The following is a 17,127-nucleotide window of genomic DNA, read 5'->3' on the forward strand; positions in this document are numbered from 1 at the left end:
ATCCCTCCCTGACAGTAAACGTACACGCCCCATCCGAGGCTCAGGCAATGGTCAATGAAGCGGATGCCCGTGGTGAGCGGCTCTACCGTGGCGGCTTCTCCGTCTGTCGTGGGGAGCCAGAGGGTGCTATCCAGGAGAAGAGGGGGCTGGGTCTCGGCCCGCATGTCCACCGCTGCCCTGACCCCTAAGGACAGGAGCCGGTCGGTATCGCGCGGACCGAGGGGGGACGAGCCTTGAAAAAGATATCCGTCGATCTGATTAAGGTCCATCACGGTTTGAAGGCTGGCGCCACAGGGCTTCGGGTGGCGAAGGAAAGGCCGTCGCACCCCACGAGGGATGGACGGCCTGGAAGTGATGGCCAGGACCCTGGCCTCACACCTCTCACGTGCCATCGAAGCCGATGGTCACCCGGCCATCCTCGACGATGACCGGGACCTCCCGCACTCCCTTGGAGACCTTGAGCATTTCGTCGAGGGTTTTCTTGTCCTTTTTCACATCGATATAGCGAACGGGAACATTCCGTGTGGCGTAATCCTCCCGGGCCGCCGTGGTGAAGGGTCAGCCGTCCTTCCCGTAGATCAGGACTTCGGTCGTCATTGCATAACCTCCCGTGATGAGTTGTCGGTTTTTTGATCATACATCAATTGGCCTTCGCTGCAACAGCGAATGACCGCGCGGATTCCTCCCGCCTCTGCCCCCATTATCTCGCGGAGCCCTGAGGATACGTGCGAAGCTTGTTCCGCCCGGCTTTCTTGGCGCTGTAGAGGGCCTGGTCCGCTGCCTCTATCACCGCATCCGGATGTGCATGCTGTTCGGTCCGTTCGGCCACGCCGATGCTGATGGTGACGGAAACCGCTTTTCGGGCCGGATTGTTCGGTCTCAGCTCTTTTGGTTTCTTCCGAGGCCTGTCGGAATTGCGCGAAGTGAAGCCGGTCGTCTCGACTACCTTTCGGAGTTCCTGAAGATGGGGTATGGCATTCTGCACCGATTTGCCGGGGAAGATCATCGCGAATTCCTCTCCGCCGTACCGAAAGGCTTTTCCGCCGCCCGATACCTTGGCCAGCTTCGAGGCAACCATGCGAAGCAGCTGGTCGCCCGCGTCATGGCCGTATTGATCATTGAACTTCTTGAAGCGGTCGACGTCGAGCATCGCCACTGTATACCGAGGTCCGAGCCTGAGAAGGGCTTCGTTGAGGGCTCGTCGGGCCGGAAGTCCCGTGAGTTCATCCCGATAGGCCATGGAGTAGGAGGTTTCGACCACGGAGATGACGAGGATCAGTCCCGCAGTAGCGAAATAGATCGTTGACACGGATCCGATGTTGGAGGTGTTGAGCCCGAGAAACGCCGCCGTCAACGCCCAGAGAAAGGCACTCTCATTGCTGTGGGGGCGGCGAGTGAAGCGGGTTGCCACCACGAGGAATGCGGCGGCGAACGCCAACAGAACCGGCTGGGTGACGCGCATCCCCGAGATAACACCGGCATCGACGAACGGGTATTCGAGGAGCGCGGCCACGCTTGCCTGTGCGGGTTCGCAAATGATGGCGACGAAGGGCAATTGGGCGAAAAGTATCCCGAGCCGCCAGAGCCCGCTCGGGGTAAAAATGCCCTGTTCGCTCATGAGGGACAGGATAGCAAGGTTCAGGGGTAACAACACACCTGCGGCGTTGAAAACGATGCGGCCAGTGGCGGCGGTCGCGGGGTTCGCCGCCGCAAAATGCAGTAGTCCCCAATCGACGAGCGCGAGGAGAAGGATGGCGGTCACCAGCCGGCTTCGACGGAACCGCCATCCGAGGAGGATCCCGGCCCCGTACACGGCGTACGGATAGACGCGGACAAGCGTCGAGAGCAAGCCCGGAGGTGCCATCCAATTCAAGAACGCCACAGTGGCGCCCAAAAGGAGGCCACCAGGAACAATCAATGAAAACAGTATCTTTCCCACAGACGACTCCCGATCTGGATTGCCCTTGAGCAATAGTCGTACCAGATTCGGTCGCGGCAGGACGGTCCGTGGATCTCTTTGGGTTTCCCGTTGTAGGTGATGCCTCTATGGAGGAGCGTGGGTGAAGAGGGGGGAAAGATTGGCCGCGGGTGGGACCTGCGGCGCGCGGCTAGATCGTGAGAACGACCTTGCCAAACTGCCGTCGGTCCTCCAGGAGGCGGTGGGCTTGGGCGGCCTCAGACAAGGGGAGAACTTGGTCGACCACCGGCTTCAGTTTTCCCGCTTCGACCAGGGGGAGGATGGTCATGAGGTCGGCCTTGCTCCCCATGTGCGCTCCCTGAATCCGGAGCTGCCGCATAAAGAGATACCGGATGTCGGTCTCGGCTATGGGTCCGCTCGTGGCTCCGCAGGTGACCAGAGTTCCTCCCGGGGCCAGGATTGGAATCAGTTCTTTCCAGGTTTCGCCCCCGACGTGCTCGAAGATGATGTCGACCCCCCGGTGCGCGGTGAGCTGCTGAACCTCCTGAGCCACCGCCTGGTTTTGGTAGTTAATGGCGTGGTCTCCGCCGAGGGACCGTGCCTTGGCCAGCTTCTCATCGGTGCCGGCGGCCGCAATGACGGATGCCCCGAACAGCTTTGCGATCTGGATGGCGGCAACACCCACACCACTTCCGGCACCCATAACCAACACGGTCTGTCCGTGTTGAACGTTCCCTAAGGTGACTAGCATATTCCAGGCGGTGAGGAAGGTGATCGGGAGAGCGGCGGCTTGGACAAAGTCGAGATCTCTTGGAAGACCGAGAATATTAACCTCGGGCACGCTGATCAGTTCGGCATATCCGCCGGAGAGCCCATAGCCACCGATAATTTGGTAGCTCGCGCAGAGATTATCTCTGCCCTCCAAGCAGCGGAGGCACTGTCCGCAGCTCCTCCCAGGAGAGATCACCACAGGATCCCCCACTTGGACGCGGGTGCAGAGTTCACCAACCGCGGCCACCTCGCCGCTGATGTCGCAGCCAGGGATGTGGGGAAGAGGTACCTTGACGTCGGGGAGCCCCTTGCGGAGCCAGAGGTCCAGGTGGTTCAGGGCGCACGCCTTAATTCGCACCAGGACCTCGTTCGGGGCAATCTGGGGGTCGGGGATCTCCTCCAGCTTCAGAACCTCGCATCCCCCATGCGTGTGAAAGCGAACTGCCTGCATCGTGAGCTTTCTGTGAAGGGATCAGGAGGGCAGTTAAAAGGACTCAACACCTGCCCGCCGGGGGGCGATCCGGTTATATTGGACCTTGAGGTGCTGAAGCTGCTTGTACTGTGCTTCGATCTCCTCATGGCGGAGGGGCATTTCCCGCCAGAGGGCGACGATGGTCTGGGCGATGGGCCGCGCCTCTTTGATGATCTGGAGCCGCTCCCGGCTCTGCCCGGACAGGTTCATCTGTTCCAGAAAGGCCATCAACCCCATATCGTCCCGCTTCTCGACAAACTCCTCTACTTTCCGAAGCTCTGCCCCGGAGAGCCCTTCGGGGAGCAGGCTCTTCAGTTCAAGCACCCGGTACGAAGTGTACAATAGCTCTTTGCTCTCCATAGCTGCCTCGGTGCCGTTACCCCTTGATATTGCCGATCGGCTGCAGCCGCACCACTTTCTTCGAGAGCCCCAGCTTTTCCACCGCATCCACTACGGCCGAGATGTCCTTGTAGGCCATTCCCGCCTCCTCGGCGACTCCCGAAAGGGAGGCGGCCCTGACGTAGATTCCCTTCTGTTCCATCCGTCGCAGCAGGTCTCGGCCATGGACCTTCTTCCTGGCGGCGGTGCGAGACATCGTCCGGCCGGAACCGTGGGCGGTGGAACCAAAGCTGTCCTCCATGGCTTTGTCCGTTCCGATGAGCAGGTAAGAGCCGGTCTCCATGGATCCACCGATAATCACCGGTTGGCCGATGGCTCGGTACCGCTCCGCCAGCTCTGGATGCCCCGGCGGGAAGGAACGCGTCGCACCCTTCCGGTGGATGAGCAGCTCCTTCTCTTGGCCATCCACCCGGTATCGCTCGATCTTGGCGATGTTGTGGCAGACGTCGTAAATCACGTCGAGGCCCAGATCTCGGGCATCCCGTTTAAAGATGTCGCTAAAGACCTCTCGGATGCGGTGGGTTATTACCTGGCGATTGGCAAAGGCGGAGTTGGCCGCACAGTTCATTGCCTTGAAATAGTCCTGACCCTCGGGAGAGGAAAAAGGCGCACAGGCAAGCTCTCGATCCAGAGTGGTAATGCCGTACCGCTTCATGGCCCGCCCGAAAATCTCCAGGTAGTCCGTCCCGACCTGGTGACCAAAGCCCCGGGAGCCGGAATGGAACATCACCACGACCTGAAACTCGCGGTCAACTCCGAGTGTCCTGGCGACATCCAGATCGTAGATATTGCCGGGATAGATCACCTGAATCTCCATGTAATGGTTGCCAGACCCTAACGTCCCGAGCTGGTTGATCCCCCGGCTGGTGGCCTTGGCGCTGACTTTGGCGGGATCGGCTCCGGGGATGCAGCCGGAGTTCTCGATCCGTTCAGCATCCTCCGGCCAGCCGTACCCGCGCCGGATAACGCCCCGGGCACCTTGAACCATCACCTCTCGAAATTCATCTTCCTTCAGCCTCAGGGGTCCCTTTGTGCCCACGCCGCAGGGGATCGCATAGAACAGTCGGTCTATCAGCTCCCGGAGCTTCGGCTTGACCTCGGCCTCGGTGAGGTTGGTCCGGAGGAAACGCATCCCACAATTGATGTCAAAGCCGATTCCGCCCGGCGAGATGACCCCCGTTGCTGGATCCATGGCGGCCACGCCCCCAATGGGGAATCCATAACCCCAGTGTCCGTCAGGCATACAGAGGGCGTACTTCTGGATCCCGGGCAGGCAGGCCACGTTGGTCACCTGCTCGAAGACCCCCTGATCCATCTCTTTAAAGAGTTCATCCGTGGCGTAAATCCGGGCCGGAACAAGCATACCCTTCTTGGCGGTGGGAGGAGCCTCCCAGATACCATCAGCAATCTTTTTGAAGTCCATGACCCTACCCTCCTATATATCCAGGACGATCCGCGCCCTCCATCCTTGAGGGGTCTGCTCCAAGGCGAATAGGTGGTACGTGACCGCCTTGACATCCAATCTGAGCGACATCTTCTCGTAATCGATCAGATTCCCCCACACTGTCGCCTCAAGCTCCCACTCCGTCGCCTCCCGGATGGAAATCTCGAATCGCCCGAAGAGGAGACATGCCGAATCTTTGAGATAGATGAGTTCTGCAAGCCAGCGGAAGAGAAGAGTCTCTAGATCCTCGGCGGTCAGCGAGATCTGGCATGATTGGACGGGCGAAAGACCGTCCAAATCTACCATGGTCTCCGTAACGGCTAAGGCCGATGCCTCGAAGACCTCGGAAAGCGTCCGTCCCTCTGCTTCGAAGGCCACGTCGGCAATGGCGACTTCTTCGAGGTATCGATAGGACATAGCAACCATTACCCTGGTCCGAGGGCTCTGGCACCGCCGCCTTCATTTATAACAATACGCAGGGGCAAGGAAAATGTCAAAGCCATTTTCGGACGCGATTTCACGTCGTTGCTGGGTGGTTCGTTTCTCTTTCCAGGCCTTGCCCTTGCGGGTCGAGCCCCCGGTTACTCGTGCGAACCTACTGAACGGCCCGGGCGTATTGGGAGCGACGGATAAATGGAGTGAGGGACGGTCCTGAGGAGGAATTGGCTACGGTATCGGTTGGCGGTCGGTCACCCTCGCGCCCTGGATCGCGGTCAGGACCTCCTCTGGCGTATCGGCCACCGTGAAGATGGCCATCTCCTCAGATGTGATCCTTCCCCGCTCCACCGCGGTCCCGTGAAGCCAATCGAGGAGGCCCTGCCAGTACTCCCGCCCGACGAGGACTACCGGGAAGGAGCGGATCTTTTGAGTCTGAATCAAGGTGACCGATTCGAATAGCTCGTCTAACGTCCCAAATCCCCCTGGGATGATTACGAAGGCCACAGAGTATCGGACGAACATCACCTTTCGGACAAAGAAGTAGCGGAAGTTCAGCAGGGTAGTGATATAGGAATTGATCGGCTGCTCTACGGGAAGCTGGATGTTCAATCCAATGGAGGGACCTCCTGCCGCCCGCGCCCCCTTGTTTGCAGCCTCCATGATACCTGGTCCCGCGCCGGTCAGAATGGCGAATCCGTTCTGGACGAGGAGGCGGCCGATATCCTCGGCGACACCGTAGTATCGATCGTGCGGCGTGGCCCGCGATGACCCGAAGATCGCGACCCCCGGGGGCATGCGAGACAGCACCTCGAATCCCTCGGCGAATTCGCTAATGATCCGATAGATCCGGTCCGTATCGGCCGAAGGCAGCTGATTATTGACGACAACCTGGTTGGTTGGGGAGCCTGTTGTATCCATCTCTCCTCCGTCAGAGACTGTGTATTATATCACAGACGAGTGACAGGTGCTCGGTGTTTGGATACGGAGCCCCAAGTGGTTAGACCCACGGAGCTGAGCTCTGCCATGCCCATGACTCGACGCATCGGGCCCTTGACGAGGGAATGGGAGGGGAGCCACAATGCGCGGCCTGAGGCAATTTCCACTTTTGCATGAATCAGGCCAATGTGCGGGGGTTGTGCGCCGTCCTGGAAGGATGTTACCCTCGCCCTCTTGTATCTGGCTGCGGGTCCTGTGCTTCTCCAATGAGCTGTTTCAGCGTGGCCGCCGGAACGGCGTTCTCCTGAAGCTCTCCGAACAGGCTTTTCCTTTGGCATCCCTGTGGGGAAGTTGCTAAGATGAACGCCTGATCTTGTGGCACTGCGGAGCGCTATCATGGATGCGCCCCCCGAATTGATCGGTCGGGTTCTGCCCGCTGTTGTGAGTATCCAGGTGACCGTCCGGCCGGACCATCCTTCGACCGTGGTCCTGGGTGAGCAACGGATAGGGACCGGCGTCATTGTCGACACCGGAGGATTTCTCCTGACGGTCAATTACGTGGTCCTGGGCGCCGACAAACTCGGGATAGGCCTCTCGGATGGTCGGCAGTTTCAGGGTCGTCTGGTGGCGCAAGACTTTACCAGCGGCCTGGCCGTCCTGAAGATTCCACCTCAGGAGCTCTCCGCGGTTCGTCTCGGCTCCTCCATGGACATCCTGCTCGGGCAGCCCGTCTTTCTCCTTGCAGCCACCGGGACGGCAGAGTGGCGGGTGGCCGAGGGATTCATCACCTATATCGGGGAATTCGACACGCATTGGGAATACATGTTGACGAAAGTCATCGGGCTGTCGATCCAGAACCCTGGATTCGGAGGTGCCCCTGTTTTTGACCTGGCCGGGCGGGTGGTCGGGATCGCCTCATTGAACCTGCCCGAGGTGGGCCGCACGACGGTGGCAATCCCGGTAGAACTCTACCAGCTTAACCGGACGGAATTGCTCGAGTTCGGTCGGGTCGTGAGCCGACCGGAACGGGCATGGGTCGGGGCGTACTTCCAACCGGCGGAGCAAGGGGTCATGGTGGCGGGTTTGGTTCCGAGGGGGCCGGCAGAAGCAGCGGGGATCAGAGAGGGGGACGTCGTCCTCGCCGTGAATTTTTGCACCGTGGAGACGCGACGCGACCTGTATGAAGAACTGTGGAAGAAGCGGGCTGATGAGAAGGTCGTCTTAAGGGTCCTCCGTGAAGCACGGGTGATCGAGGTGGAGGTCGTGAGCGGAAGCCGGGAGGATTTTTATAAGTAGGGCGGGAAAGTCGCTTTTTGTCGACGGCTGATGGCTGAGTAGCTTAGTGAGGAAGGACGATGGGGCTCGCGGTAGACTTTTTATCCTTTGGGGCGCATCCGGATGATGCCGAGATCGGGACCGGGGCTTTCCTCCTGAAGATGAAATCGAGAGGGTATCGGACTGGAATGGTGAGTCTCACCGAGGGCGATATGGGGGCCGGGACCCGCAAGCTCCGAAAGCGGGAAGCGGAGGAGGCGGCCAAGCTTCTTGAGGTGGACGCGTTTGAAATGCTAGATCTGGGGGATACCCGTCTCGAGGATAATTTTAAAAACCGAAAACAGGTCGCCTTCCTTATCCGCAAGTACCGGCCCAAGATCGTCCTTGCACCTCACTACGCTGTGGAGCCGGGCCGCGGCCGGGGGCATGCCGACCACATCGCGGCTGGTCACCTGGTCACCCATGCTGCCAACTTTGCCCACCTGGAAAAATTTCCAGCAGGCGGGCGGCCTCATGCGGTTCAAAAGGTCCTGTATTATTTCTTGACCCCCTTCGAGCGTCCCTCCTTCATTGTGGCTGTGGACGAGGAGCTTCCCAGGGCCGTTGAGGCCATCAAGGCGCATGGCTCCCAGTTTGGCCGGCCGGGCTATCGGACCATCCCGGGCCGTCTGCAGACCCTCGCCCGCTACTTCGGTCTCCTCATCGGCTGCACGTACGGGCAGGCCTTCTATTCCCAGGAGGTTTTTCAAATCGACGATCCTTTCCCCTTCTTCCAAAGGCCGGGTCAAGGAGAGGAGTAAAGAATCGATGACCGATGTCCGATGACCGACGACCAAGAAAGAATGATGGTCGGGTTTACGGTAATCGATCTTCGAGCTGTGAACTGTGAACCGTGACCTGTGAATCGGAGAGTAACGGAAATAATCCCATGGTCTTCGAGCGAGCCGCCTCCACTGGATGCCCTCATCCTTCCGGAGGACACCTACCTTCTCCTGCAAGCGGTGACCGAGGATCTGGACCCGGACGCCACGCCACTCGATCTCTGGGTTGCCTTAGAGCGTGCCGCGCGAACGGAAAAGCACCCACTGGGTTCGGTGATGATTGCCGATGGGACAGCGCGAGGAGTCAGATATGTCGCACGCGTGATCGTGTACGACTTCGAGGCCGAGATGAGTTGTCGCAGAGAGGTCGTCCTCGCCACCCTTCAAGGCGCCCTCAGCGCGCTGTTCCAGCGCGGCTGCGAAACGGTCGGGGTTTTCCCCCTTGGCACGATGCGGGGTGGAATCTCCCAGGCGGAATATCTCGATGTCATCGGTGAGATCACCACGCGCTCGGGAGAGGCATTCCCGCGGACGCTTTATCTTCTCGGAAAGGAGCCCGAGCCGGGTGAGGATGCCGACCCCTGATACCCTCTGACCCCTCAACGGGGGATTGAGACCATCCCGTCAGCGGGTCGGGGCGCTCTCGAGTGAAAGGCTGGGGAGAAGTGCGGGGAAATTGTGGAGACAGGTAGCTGCCTGACAATAGGGAAGGAGGAGCAGGATGAAGCCAGAAGAGATCAAGCGGCACGTAGGGAAACGGGTTACCCTCACACTGGCAGCCGGAGCCCTCGGGGGACCCACGGTCACAGGGAGTCTGGTGGGAACGAGCGAGGCGGCGGATGGCCTGGTCATCCATGTCGAGCCCGATGGATCTGAGCCGGGCACGCGGCTCACTATACACTACCATCACCTGGTGAACCTGACCCCCGCCGCGTTGTAGCCCGGATTATTCACATAGAAGTGAATAATCTGCCCTCAGGGCTTCGACTGCGCCCCGCGTTTGCGGCGCGTTGCTCAGGGCTAGCAGAGGGAGGCGGTCCACGGTCTTCCCTCGGCGGGGGAACCGGCAGGACTATCCAAAGAGAGGAGATAGGGCATGTCGATCTATGAGAGGATCGTCGGTGCGGCAGCGGATGCCATCGTGTTGGCGAGGGCCGACGGGACCATCGAGCTTTGGAACCCCGGCGCCGAAAAGTTGTTCGGGTTTGCAGAAACGGAAACCCTTGGGCAATCATTAGATCTTATTATCCCTGAGAAGTACCGAGAGCAACACTGGGCCGGTTATCGCGAAGTCATGCGGACCGGCCGGACCGACTACGGTGATCAGGTCCTTCGGGTTCCTGCCGTGCGAAAGGACGGCAGCCGCTTCTCCATTGCCTTCACCGTCGGGTTGTTGACCGGGAAAGACGGGCACGTGGACGGGATCTTTGCGATTGTGCGAGATGATACCGAGACGTTTAATACTCAGAAGGCACTTCGCGATAGAATCAAGCAGTTGGAGCAGGCCCTGGAAAAGACAAAGGTCGAGCGGTAAGGGATAGGGACACCTTTCGTCTTCCTGCTGTGACTGCGCCGATGGGAGTCACGCGGACGGGTCTGTGACTGGCCGGGCGTCCCCTCGAGGAGTCGACCGTGGTCAAGAGCATGAGTTTGCCTGGAAGTTTTGGCATTGGGATTGGAAGGACGCGAAGCCTGGCGGACACACTATCACGTCCCGCGCCATCGACAAGGCGGGAAATATCCAGCCGACGATGGATGATCCCCGCATCGCCAACAAACATACCTACTGGGAGAGCAACGGTCAGATCACCCGAAGGATTCAAATTTCCTGACTTGCCTGACACAACTCGCTAGGTCGAGGATACTTAGGCCGCATCAGGAGAACCAGGGATGGAACCGGGGTAGGCATAGTCCTTAGCCCACTTCCGGCACAATCGAAGGCGCAACACACATTCGGACGCCCTCCCAGGCGGAGCACGGCCTGGGGGGGGCGTTTCCATTTTCAGTGCACCATTTCCCACTGTGATCTTGCCACCTGATCCAAAGGGGTAAGCCATGATACGGACAACCCAAAAACCAGAAGGCATCCTGTACGAAGTCCTCCGCGATGACATAGGCCAAGTTGTGTGGAGCAAGTTTGTACGGTGGGGCCGATGGAACCGACGCCAAGATGAATTTGAGGAAGCAGCCCGTAAACAGGAACGCATCGCACGGCAGTCCATCAAAGGAGGACAGTAAGGGAAATTCCAAGAAGCGACCCCAATGGCTTGAACAAGAGGCGCCCCACAGGCATCAAGGTCATTTTGGTGCCCGTCGTGTTTTGGGGGATGGGTCAACCACTGAGATTACGTCCGAACATCAGGTAATGGAGGAGTTGATCTAGGAACTCACTCCTTTTCTCCTCTTCCTGTCAGGACCAACCAGCCTTGACGAGTTATTGACATATCCACACCCAGTACACAGACATTTCCACAGTTTGGTGCAAAAAACCTGCAAAAAACCCACATTTTATGGCTTTTTTTGCTTGACTTGTTCGCTGACGCTAGGCTATGGATATACCGCATTTCCCACAACGTCTCATCGCGGATTTCCCCCTTGGCAACACAACGAGCAGCCGCTCTTGGTTGCGTGGGGGTTGCGGACTTGCGGTACGGTTTGCACACGTGTGCGGTATCCTGGATTCCTAAATGTGCTAGACGCTTTTACTGCAATATGTGACCGTGAAGATCCTATTGACTCGCGGGGCATGACACGATATAGGTTTGACCGGCGGGAAGCTGGGGCGGCGGAAACCCTGTAAGCAAAGGAGGGGAAGATGGCAAAGGCAATGACGAAAGCACAGATCGTAGGACGGCTTGCAGATAAGGCGGATATTACCAAAGCGACCTCTGCGGCGCTGCTCGATGAGTTGGCTTCGCTGGCGGCCAAAGAGGCCAAGAATGGGTTTACCGTTCCAGGGATTGGCAAGGTGGTCTTGGTAAACCGCAAGGCGCGTATGGGTCGAAACCCTCAGACTGGGGAACCCCTCAAGATTCCCGCCAAGCGGGTGGTCCGAATCCGGATCGCGAAGGCCCTGAAGGATTCGATCCTCAGCCGGAAGTAGCATTCCGTAAGGCTGGGGGATCCCTCCGGGAGGAAGCGGGTTTCATTATTGTTACTTACGGTTGAGGGAGCTCACGTAGTGTGGGGCTGGCGGGGCCTGAAGTATGCGTCCCTGGGGTATCAACCTTCGGCCCCGCTAGAGATCTGGTCAGGCACTCGTCCCTCGGCGGGATAGTTTCCTCCGCTTAGAGGGAGATGAGATCCATATCACTGTTGAAGAGGATGTGGCCTCTCGGAACAATCAGGCGGGTGTAAAGAAACAGATGCGCCTATGTCTCTGAAGGTCGATCGGGTGATTCGGGTGAAATGTCCCCGGCCCCGGGCTCCTGTCCCGCTATTTCCTGTGGACCCTGCTTTCTCTCCTGTCTCCGACGTCGCTTTTCGTCCTGTCGCGCCTGTCGGGTCTTTTCCTTCTGGCGCTTGGCCCCCCGGTATGCCCGGGCTTTTCTAGCCATCAGTACCTATCCCGGTCGCCGCCGCCACGGCCCCCGCCAAAGCCGCCACGGCCAGGCCCGCCTCCCCGGGGCTGCCGCTCACGGGCCATGCTGACCGTGAGGGTGCGCCCACCGACCTCGGTACCGTTGAGGGAATTAATGACCGTCTGTGCCTCTTCTTGGGTGGCCATGTCCACAAAGGCAAAGCCGCGCGGGCGTCCGGTGTCTCGATCGGTGACGATTTTGACTTCCAGCACCTCGCGTCCTCCTTCCGCAAAGAGGAGGCGGAGCTGTTCCTCATCCACGGTGAAGGGGAGATTGCCCACGTACACTCTCGATCCCATGCCTCTTTCTCCTTTTCCCGTTACCGATCCCCGGTACTGCGCTAGGCCAGACCGCGCTCTTACGGTCGGTCATTCTGACGCCTGAGGGCGCGGCTCTGTTGTCGGCGACGCCGACGAGCAGCCTCGCGAACCTTGCGGCGCTTGCGCTCCCCCGGCTTCTCATAGTTCCTCTTCCGCTTCAACTCCCGGAGGATCCCGTCACGGAGCACGAGGCGCTTGAAGGCGCGGAGCGCCGATTCGACCCCGCGTTCGTCCACGATGACCTCGAGGGGATGCCGATGCGAGGGGTACGCCCTCGCCTCCCTCCCGTGGTCATCACGCCCCCGATACTCTGCCATCCTTCCTCCCTTCGCCTCCCGTATTTGCTCGCTCGATCGCCCATGGTCGGAACAAAAAAGCCGCGGGACTTCACTCCTCGCGGCATCGGCAAGGTGAGCAGACAAAACCGTGAGAATCGAGAGTCGACGAGCCAACTATAGGTCCCTGGCCGCTTGCTGTCAATAGATCTTTTGCGCAGCTCTACCCCTCCGATTCTCGCGGGGCTAGCCTGTTACGGCCTGATGGAGTGTATCCCAATAGAGCAGTTCGTAGCCCTGCAGCATGCGGGCCGCTCGTCGGATGTGTTGGGGCTTGACCCCTCGGTCGAGCCCCTCCTGGATTACCTGAAGGGCTCGCTCCTGGAAACCTGGGGGCGGGCTGCTGAAGAGGTCAAAGAAGGCGACATCCCCGTTCTTCAACTGGTACCGTGTTCTGAGGGCCTGGCTCATCCGGGCGCAGTTGCCTCCCCACGCCTCCAGGTTTACCAGGAAGGCGGCGGCAAACTCGGCGCAGGAGCCGAAGAGGGCCAGCCAGGCCACATAGGCACTGTAGGCGAAAGTCCCGGGGATCGGCTCGGATGCCTCCAGTTCCTCGGCCGGCATGGCCAGGGCGCTGGCAAAGGCATGAAGTGCCTCGAGAGCCGACCACTCTCCCTGGATGCCTTCCCAAAAGAACTCCCGGGCCTTCGCGGTTTCCGCTTTGGCGATCAACAGTGCCATTGCTCTCAGATCACTCCCGATGATGTGGTGCTGCTGGCCGGCAAATCGGCGGAGTTCATTGCGGGAAAGGGAACCAGCCTCTACCGCATCGAGATAGGGATGCCGGCGGATCCGCGTCTCAACTGCCTGAAGTTCCTGCCGTGTCTCTTCCACGAGGTGACCGGCGTCCACCATGACGGTGCCTCCTTCACGTCGTCGGGTCTTTGTGTCTCTCGGCCGGTTGCGTTGCATCGACCGCCTCGAAGGTGGCGTAAAGCTCCTCTTGAAGTTTGTGCACCGCGGCGGCGTGGGCTGACTCCACCTGGGTCATCTGTCGGCTGGTGCCCAGTGTCTGCAGCATCATGGAGAAAAAGGCGATGACCCCCAAGCCGATCCCGACCGTCGTCGCGTAAGGGAGGCCTGTCCCCCGCTCCACCAGGTAGCCCAGACCCCCTCCGACTAAAACGGTGGTGGCCGACATCCCGAGGTAGCGCGCAAGACGCCTTGGGGAACCCATCGCGGCGTCGTAGGCGCGGTAGCTTTGGAGCAGATGGCTGTACCTTGGGACAATCTGAAGAGATGCCTCCCGTTTCTCCCGTAACAGGGCGGTCTCTCGCTGCCGCTCTCTGACCTCCTGTTGGAGTGCCGCGGGAAGCTCCTTTATCTCTTCGGGCGACGGGAGGTCAATCAGACAGCTGCTAATCCGCCGGGCGAAGGCCTCCTGGAGGGCTGAGGTTGCCTCTGCGTCCCCTCCCTTGGCAAAGCCCGCCTCCAGGGATCGAAACGCGAGTGCAACCAGCTCCCGATTGTCTGCTCGTGGGGTGTCCACTTTTTGACTATAGCCCGGGATAGATAAAAACCCAAGCCTTGCCTTGGTACTTCCCTTGGCGTATGGTCAAAGTGAGGCGGCTTCGTCGAGGTCTTGACATTGTGCGAGAGGGACAGAGGTCAGACCAACCCGATCCGGCTATCGCGCGCATTCGAGGGATCCATCAGATCTCGGATATCGGCTTTCGGCGGAGCATGGAAGATCGGCATGTCTTGGAGGTCCGCCCCACCATTGGGCTCTTCGGCGGTATCTACGATGGCCATGGGGGAGTGGAAGCGGCCGAGATCGTGGCGGCTTCGCTGCATGAGGCTTTCTTCCGGGCCCATGACGCCGGGCTTTCGCCGTCTCAGGCGTTCCGGCAGGCCTACCACGTGGTGGAGCAGAAGCTTCAAGGGATCGACAGTGGGGCCACCGCGGTCACGATCTTCCTGCACAGCGATGAGCTGACTTTCGCCCACGTGGGAGATGGCGGGATTCTTCTGGTGGCTGGAGGGCCGATCCGCTTAACCCAACCGCATCGGGTGGAGGATCCGCTGGAGCGGTCGCGGATCATTGGGGCCGGAGGGGATATCGAGGGTGGGTATGTCGTCCGGGGTCACCGGGGGCTCATGCCGACGCGCAGCTTCGGCGATGCGTACTTTCGTCCAGTCGGAGTGATGGCTGAGCCGACGGTGGGAGAGCGGCGACTCGGTGCAGAAGATCGGTATCTGGTCGTTGCCTGTGATGGCCTCTTCGATGTCCTCGGGGCGGGGGAGATTGCGCAAACACTCGTGCAGAGCGCCGGGGCGCGGGAGGGGGGGGAATCCCTTCGGGATGAGGTCCTCGGCAGGGGCGGAACGGATAACCTGACTATCGTGGTGGTCGAATTTGGGACGGAGTAGGATCCGTCGGCAGGAAACGCGGACGCCGAAATCAAGGAGAAGCGTCCATAGCCCCGCAGCGCCGGGAGCGCACCCTCCTGGTCGAAGATGCGAGCGATGTCCGGGAATCGGCAAGCCCTGGCACAAGTCCAGACCGAGGTAATCCAGTGTACTCGGTGCCCCCGGTTGACTCGGTACCGGCAGCAGGTGGCAGCCGTGAAGGTCCACCGCTATCGGGACTGGGAATACTGGGGACGACCGATTCCGAGTTTTGGGGATCCCGAGGCCAGAGTGCTCATCCTTGGCCTGGCCCCGGCCGCCCATGGGGGAAATAGAACGGGCCGGATCTTTACGGGTGATCGAAGTGGTGACTGGCTCACCCGTGCCCTCTATATCCACGGCTTCGCCAATCAGTCGACCTCCATCGCTCGGGGGGACGGCCTGGAGCTCACAGACTGTTATGTGACCGCGGCACTTCGCTGCGCCCCTCCCCAAAACCACCCGACGCGCCAAGAACTCGGAAATTGCCGGCCGTATCTCTTACGGGAGCTTGCGCACCTGTCCATGATCCGGGTGGTGGTCACTCTCGGGCGGATCGCCTTTGACACCTTCCTGAAGGCCTACCGTGAGAGAGGGGGAACCCTCCCGCGCCCGCGGCCCAAATTTGCCCACGGGGCCCGCTTTCACCTCGCGAACGGGCTCATTCTTGTCGCGTCCTACCATCCCAGTCAACAGAACACTCTGACCCGCCGCTTGACCCAGCCCATGTTTCACGCGATATTCCGGGACGCCCGCCGCCTCCTCTCGCGGAAAGGGCGATGAGGCACGATCTTCAGAAGGCTTTCTCCATGAACATGACAATCATGGTCGGTCCTCGCCTCGCTCGAGTCCCAGGGCCCGTCGAGCGGGTTGAGGGGACAGAGACATGCTGGCGCCTCAGGAAGCGCTCTTGACGTAAGCCAGAGAGGTGAGAAAGCACTTGCCCTTGAAGGACGTAGTGCGTAAAATGCGGCCGGGAGGCAGTGATGCGAGATTCGGGTATGTGGATAATGCTCCTCGTGGCCTGCGCAGTGGTGGGTATCCTCGGGTATCGATACTATCAGGCGAGCGAGCAGATTGCCCTTCTCACGGAAAGAACCGGTCAGCTGTCGGCGGAGCTCGAAGGGGTGGGCGAGGTCCACAAGCTGACCGAGGCCAAGTCGGCAAAGGAAGTCCGACAGGCCGAAGGAGACATTACCAAGCTCACCAGGACCAAAGAAAAGCTCAGGGCTGAGGTACGGGGCCTGCGGAAGAAAGTGGCCAAGGCTGGCGAGGAAAAAGATAAGTTGAAGACGCGACTCGCCTCTGCCAAGAGCGCTTCCCAGAAATTGCAGGTGAGTTTGGAGGCCCTCCAGGCCGAAAGGGAAAAACTCCTTAGCGAGGTGACGGCGCTACAGACCGATGTGAAGCGACGGCAGGGAGAAGTCGAACGGCGAGGGCGCGTGTTGCAAGAGCAGAGGGAAGTGCTGCAGCAACGGGAGAGAGAGCTCCTGAGGATGAAAAAAGCCATTCAGGTGGATCAGGAAGCGCTCCGCCTGTGGCAGGAGACAGCTCAGCGATTGGTCGAAGAGCAAAAGGGACTCAAGGCCCAGCTCGAGGCGCGCAAGGACGAACTCAGGCAGGCCACACTGCTACAAGCGGAACGTGCCGCCGAGGTCCATCAGCTTACCGAGACTCTCAAGGACCAAGAGGAGCGTATCGCGGTCCTCAGGAGACGACTGGCGGAACTTGAGAGGCGCCAGGGACAGCAGCCAACCTCTTCGACCTCACGTTCAATGGTTCCCGCCGGCCGCTGATCACCGGGAGGGACGATGCGTGTCGGTTCTGGTGGTTTTTGATTACCTCTGACCCTGGTGCCTTGTGTACCACAGATTGCACTTCGGGGCGCGCCCTTCCGGGGCGCGTCCTTTCTTTTTGCGCACTTGCGACTGTCGAATAAAATCGTGCACTTAGACGCGCGATCTTGTAAGTGTTTGTTTTTATTATTGTATCTATTAGGACGTCTTAGTATCTCTTGGCGGGGTCCATT

Annotated in this window: 22 protein-coding genes; 10 read left to right on the plus strand and 12 right to left on the minus strand. The window is 59.9% G+C overall.

Annotated elements, in window-relative coordinates; genetic code table 11:
• From O6929_01780 to O6929_01815, 8 genes are all read right to left on the minus strand, one after another.
• Nucleotides 1-272 (minus strand): hypothetical protein (locus O6929_01780; protein MCZ6479125.1); only part of this gene is annotated, 272 nt, incomplete at its 3' end.
• A 109-nt stretch (nt 273-381) separates the two neighbouring features.
• Complete coding sequence (locus tag O6929_01785; GenBank protein MCZ6479126.1) at nt 382-597, minus strand: UXX-star (seleno)protein family 1; 216 nt, start codon at nt 595-597, stop codon at nt 382-384.
• 103 nt (nt 598-700) lie between these two features.
• Nucleotides 701-1,939, minus strand: a complete 1,239-nt coding sequence (locus tag O6929_01790; protein ID MCZ6479127.1) for a GGDEF domain-containing protein — start codon at nt 1,937-1,939, stop codon at nt 701-703.
• 169 nt (nt 1,940-2,108) lie between these two features.
• A complete protein-coding gene (locus tag O6929_01795) occupies nt 2,109-3,140 on the minus strand; it encodes a zinc-binding dehydrogenase (GenBank protein ID MCZ6479128.1) in 1,032 nt (343 codons plus the stop codon).
• Between the two features lie 33 nt (nt 3,141-3,173).
• Nucleotides 3,174-3,521, minus strand: coding sequence for a hypothetical protein (locus tag O6929_01800; GenBank protein MCZ6479129.1), 348 nt, complete (start codon nt 3,519-3,521; stop codon nt 3,174-3,176).
• 16 nt (nt 3,522-3,537) lie between these two features.
• The gene (locus O6929_01805) at nt 3,538-4,983 is read right to left on the minus strand and encodes an RtcB family protein (GenBank protein ID MCZ6479130.1); all 1,446 of its coding nucleotides are present in this window, start codon (nt 4,981-4,983) and stop codon (nt 3,538-3,540) included.
• A 12-nt stretch (nt 4,984-4,995) separates the two neighbouring features.
• Nucleotides 4,996-5,421 (minus strand): archease, encoded by a 426-nt coding sequence (locus O6929_01810; GenBank protein ID MCZ6479131.1) that lies wholly within the window; start codon nt 5,419-5,421, stop codon nt 4,996-4,998.
• Between the two features lie 249 nt (nt 5,422-5,670).
• Nucleotides 5,671-6,360, minus strand: coding sequence for a TIGR00730 family Rossman fold protein (locus tag O6929_01815; protein ID MCZ6479132.1), 690 nt, complete (start codon nt 6,358-6,360; stop codon nt 5,671-5,673).
• A gap of 393 nt (nt 6,361-6,753) precedes the next feature.
• On the opposite strand from O6929_01815, the gene O6929_01820 reads away from it, so the two are divergent.
• The 7 genes from O6929_01820 (at nt 6,754) to O6929_01850 (ending at nt 11,577) form a co-directional block, all read left to right on the plus strand.
• Nucleotides 6,754-7,674 carry a S1C family serine protease gene (locus O6929_01820; protein ID MCZ6479133.1) on the plus strand — a complete coding sequence of 307 codons (921 nt, stop codon included), beginning with the start codon at nt 6,754-6,756 and terminating at the stop codon, nt 7,672-7,674.
• Between the two features lie 59 nt (nt 7,675-7,733).
• A complete protein-coding gene (locus O6929_01825) occupies nt 7,734-8,453 on the plus strand; it encodes a PIG-L family deacetylase (protein MCZ6479134.1) in 720 nt (239 codons plus the stop codon).
• A gap of 99 nt (nt 8,454-8,552) precedes the next feature.
• Entirely contained in the window at nt 8,553-9,059 is a 507-nt protein-coding gene (locus O6929_01830) for a hypothetical protein (protein MCZ6479135.1), read from the plus strand.
• A gap of 136 nt (nt 9,060-9,195) precedes the next feature.
• Nucleotides 9,196-9,414, plus strand: coding sequence for a hypothetical protein (locus O6929_01835; protein ID MCZ6479136.1), 219 nt, complete (start codon nt 9,196-9,198; stop codon nt 9,412-9,414).
• A gap of 156 nt (nt 9,415-9,570) precedes the next feature.
• Complete coding sequence (locus O6929_01840; GenBank protein ID MCZ6479137.1) at nt 9,571-10,008, plus strand: PAS domain S-box protein; 438 nt, start codon at nt 9,571-9,573, stop codon at nt 10,006-10,008.
• A 521-nt stretch (nt 10,009-10,529) separates the two neighbouring features.
• Nucleotides 10,530-10,712 carry a hypothetical protein gene (locus O6929_01845; protein MCZ6479138.1) on the plus strand — a complete coding sequence of 61 codons (183 nt, stop codon included), beginning with the start codon at nt 10,530-10,532 and terminating at the stop codon, nt 10,710-10,712.
• Between the two features lie 577 nt (nt 10,713-11,289).
• Entirely contained in the window at nt 11,290-11,577 is a 288-nt protein-coding gene (locus O6929_01850; protein MCZ6479139.1) for an HU family DNA-binding protein, read from the plus strand.
• A gap of 453 nt (nt 11,578-12,030) precedes the next feature.
• Here the strand turns inward: O6929_01850 and O6929_01855 are convergent, their stop codons facing one another.
• From O6929_01855 to O6929_01870, 4 genes are all read right to left on the minus strand, one after another.
• Complete coding sequence (locus O6929_01855; protein MCZ6479140.1) at nt 12,031-12,354, minus strand: RNA-binding protein; 324 nt, start codon at nt 12,352-12,354, stop codon at nt 12,031-12,033.
• Between the two features lie 59 nt (nt 12,355-12,413).
• Complete coding sequence (gene rpsU / locus O6929_01860; protein ID MCZ6479141.1) at nt 12,414-12,692, minus strand: 30S ribosomal protein S21; 279 nt, start codon at nt 12,690-12,692, stop codon at nt 12,414-12,416.
• Nucleotides 12,693-12,896: 204 nt separating this feature from the next.
• Nucleotides 12,897-13,565 carry a transcriptional regulator gene (locus tag O6929_01865; protein MCZ6479142.1) on the minus strand — a complete coding sequence of 223 codons (669 nt, stop codon included), beginning with the start codon at nt 13,563-13,565 and terminating at the stop codon, nt 12,897-12,899.
• Between the two features lie 13 nt (nt 13,566-13,578).
• Entirely contained in the window at nt 13,579-14,199 is a 621-nt protein-coding gene (locus O6929_01870; protein ID MCZ6479143.1) for an AtpZ/AtpI family protein, read from the minus strand.
• Nucleotides 14,200-14,261: 62 nt separating this feature from the next.
• On the opposite strand from O6929_01870, the gene O6929_01875 reads away from it, so the two are divergent.
• From O6929_01875 to O6929_01885, 3 genes are all read left to right on the plus strand, one after another.
• Nucleotides 14,262-15,080 (plus strand): PP2C family protein-serine/threonine phosphatase, encoded by an 819-nt coding sequence (locus tag O6929_01875; protein MCZ6479144.1) that lies wholly within the window; start codon nt 14,262-14,264, stop codon nt 15,078-15,080.
• 96 nt (nt 15,081-15,176) lie between these two features.
• The gene (locus tag O6929_01880; protein ID MCZ6479145.1) at nt 15,177-15,881 is read left to right on the plus strand and encodes a uracil-DNA glycosylase; all 705 of its coding nucleotides are present in this window, start codon (nt 15,177-15,179) and stop codon (nt 15,879-15,881) included.
• A gap of 203 nt (nt 15,882-16,084) precedes the next feature.
• Nucleotides 16,085-16,894 (plus strand): hypothetical protein, encoded by an 810-nt coding sequence (locus tag O6929_01885; GenBank protein ID MCZ6479146.1) that lies wholly within the window; start codon nt 16,085-16,087, stop codon nt 16,892-16,894.
• Nucleotides 16,895-17,127 lie beyond the last annotated feature (233 nt).

The organism is Candidatus Methylomirabilota bacterium (genome assembly GCA_027293415.1).
Classification (GTDB): Bacteria; Methylomirabilota; Methylomirabilia; order Methylomirabilales; family CSP1-5; genus CSP1-5.

What these genes read in the sequence shown, in the direction of transcription:
- O6929_01855 (MCZ6479140.1), bottom strand. Translation starts at nt 12,354, where the DNA reads ATGGGATCGAGAGTGTACGTGGGCAATCTCCCCTTCACCGTGGATGAG.
- O6929_01795 (MCZ6479128.1), bottom strand. Translation starts at nt 3,140, where the DNA reads ATGCAGGCAGTTCGCTTTCACACGCATGGGGGATGCGAGGTTCTGAAG.
- O6929_01865 (MCZ6479142.1), bottom strand. Translation starts at nt 13,565, where the DNA reads ATGGTGGACGCCGGTCACCTCGTGGAAGAGACACGGCAGGAACTTCAG.
- O6929_01880 (MCZ6479145.1), top strand. Translation starts at nt 15,177, where the DNA reads ATGTCCGGGAATCGGCAAGCCCTGGCACAAGTCCAGACCGAGGTAATC.
- O6929_01845 (MCZ6479138.1), top strand. Translation starts at nt 10,530, where the DNA reads ATGATACGGACAACCCAAAAACCAGAAGGCATCCTGTACGAAGTCCTC.
- O6929_01850 (MCZ6479139.1), top strand. Translation starts at nt 11,290, where the DNA reads ATGGCAAAGGCAATGACGAAAGCACAGATCGTAGGACGGCTTGCAGAT.
- O6929_01825 (MCZ6479134.1), top strand. Translation starts at nt 7,734, where the DNA reads ATGGGGCTCGCGGTAGACTTTTTATCCTTTGGGGCGCATCCGGATGAT.
- O6929_01810 (MCZ6479131.1), bottom strand. Translation starts at nt 5,421, where the DNA reads ATGTCCTATCGATACCTCGAAGAAGTCGCCATTGCCGACGTGGCCTTC.
- rpsU (MCZ6479141.1), bottom strand. Translation starts at nt 12,692, where the DNA reads ATGGCAGAGTATCGGGGGCGTGATGACCACGGGAGGGAGGCGAGGGCG.
- O6929_01805 (MCZ6479130.1), bottom strand. Translation starts at nt 4,983, where the DNA reads ATGGACTTCAAAAAGATTGCTGATGGTATCTGGGAGGCTCCTCCCACC.
- O6929_01835 (MCZ6479136.1), top strand. Translation starts at nt 9,196, where the DNA reads ATGAAGCCAGAAGAGATCAAGCGGCACGTAGGGAAACGGGTTACCCTC.
- O6929_01815 (MCZ6479132.1), bottom strand. Translation starts at nt 6,360, where the DNA reads ATGGATACAACAGGCTCCCCAACCAACCAGGTTGTCGTCAATAATCAG.
- O6929_01875 (MCZ6479144.1), top strand. Translation starts at nt 14,262, where the DNA reads ATGGTCAAAGTGAGGCGGCTTCGTCGAGGTCTTGACATTGTGCGAGAG.
- O6929_01840 (MCZ6479137.1), top strand. Translation starts at nt 9,571, where the DNA reads ATGTCGATCTATGAGAGGATCGTCGGTGCGGCAGCGGATGCCATCGTG.
- O6929_01800 (MCZ6479129.1), bottom strand. Translation starts at nt 3,521, where the DNA reads ATGGAGAGCAAAGAGCTATTGTACACTTCGTACCGGGTGCTTGAACTG.
- O6929_01885 (MCZ6479146.1), top strand. Translation starts at nt 16,085, where the DNA reads ATGCGAGATTCGGGTATGTGGATAATGCTCCTCGTGGCCTGCGCAGTG.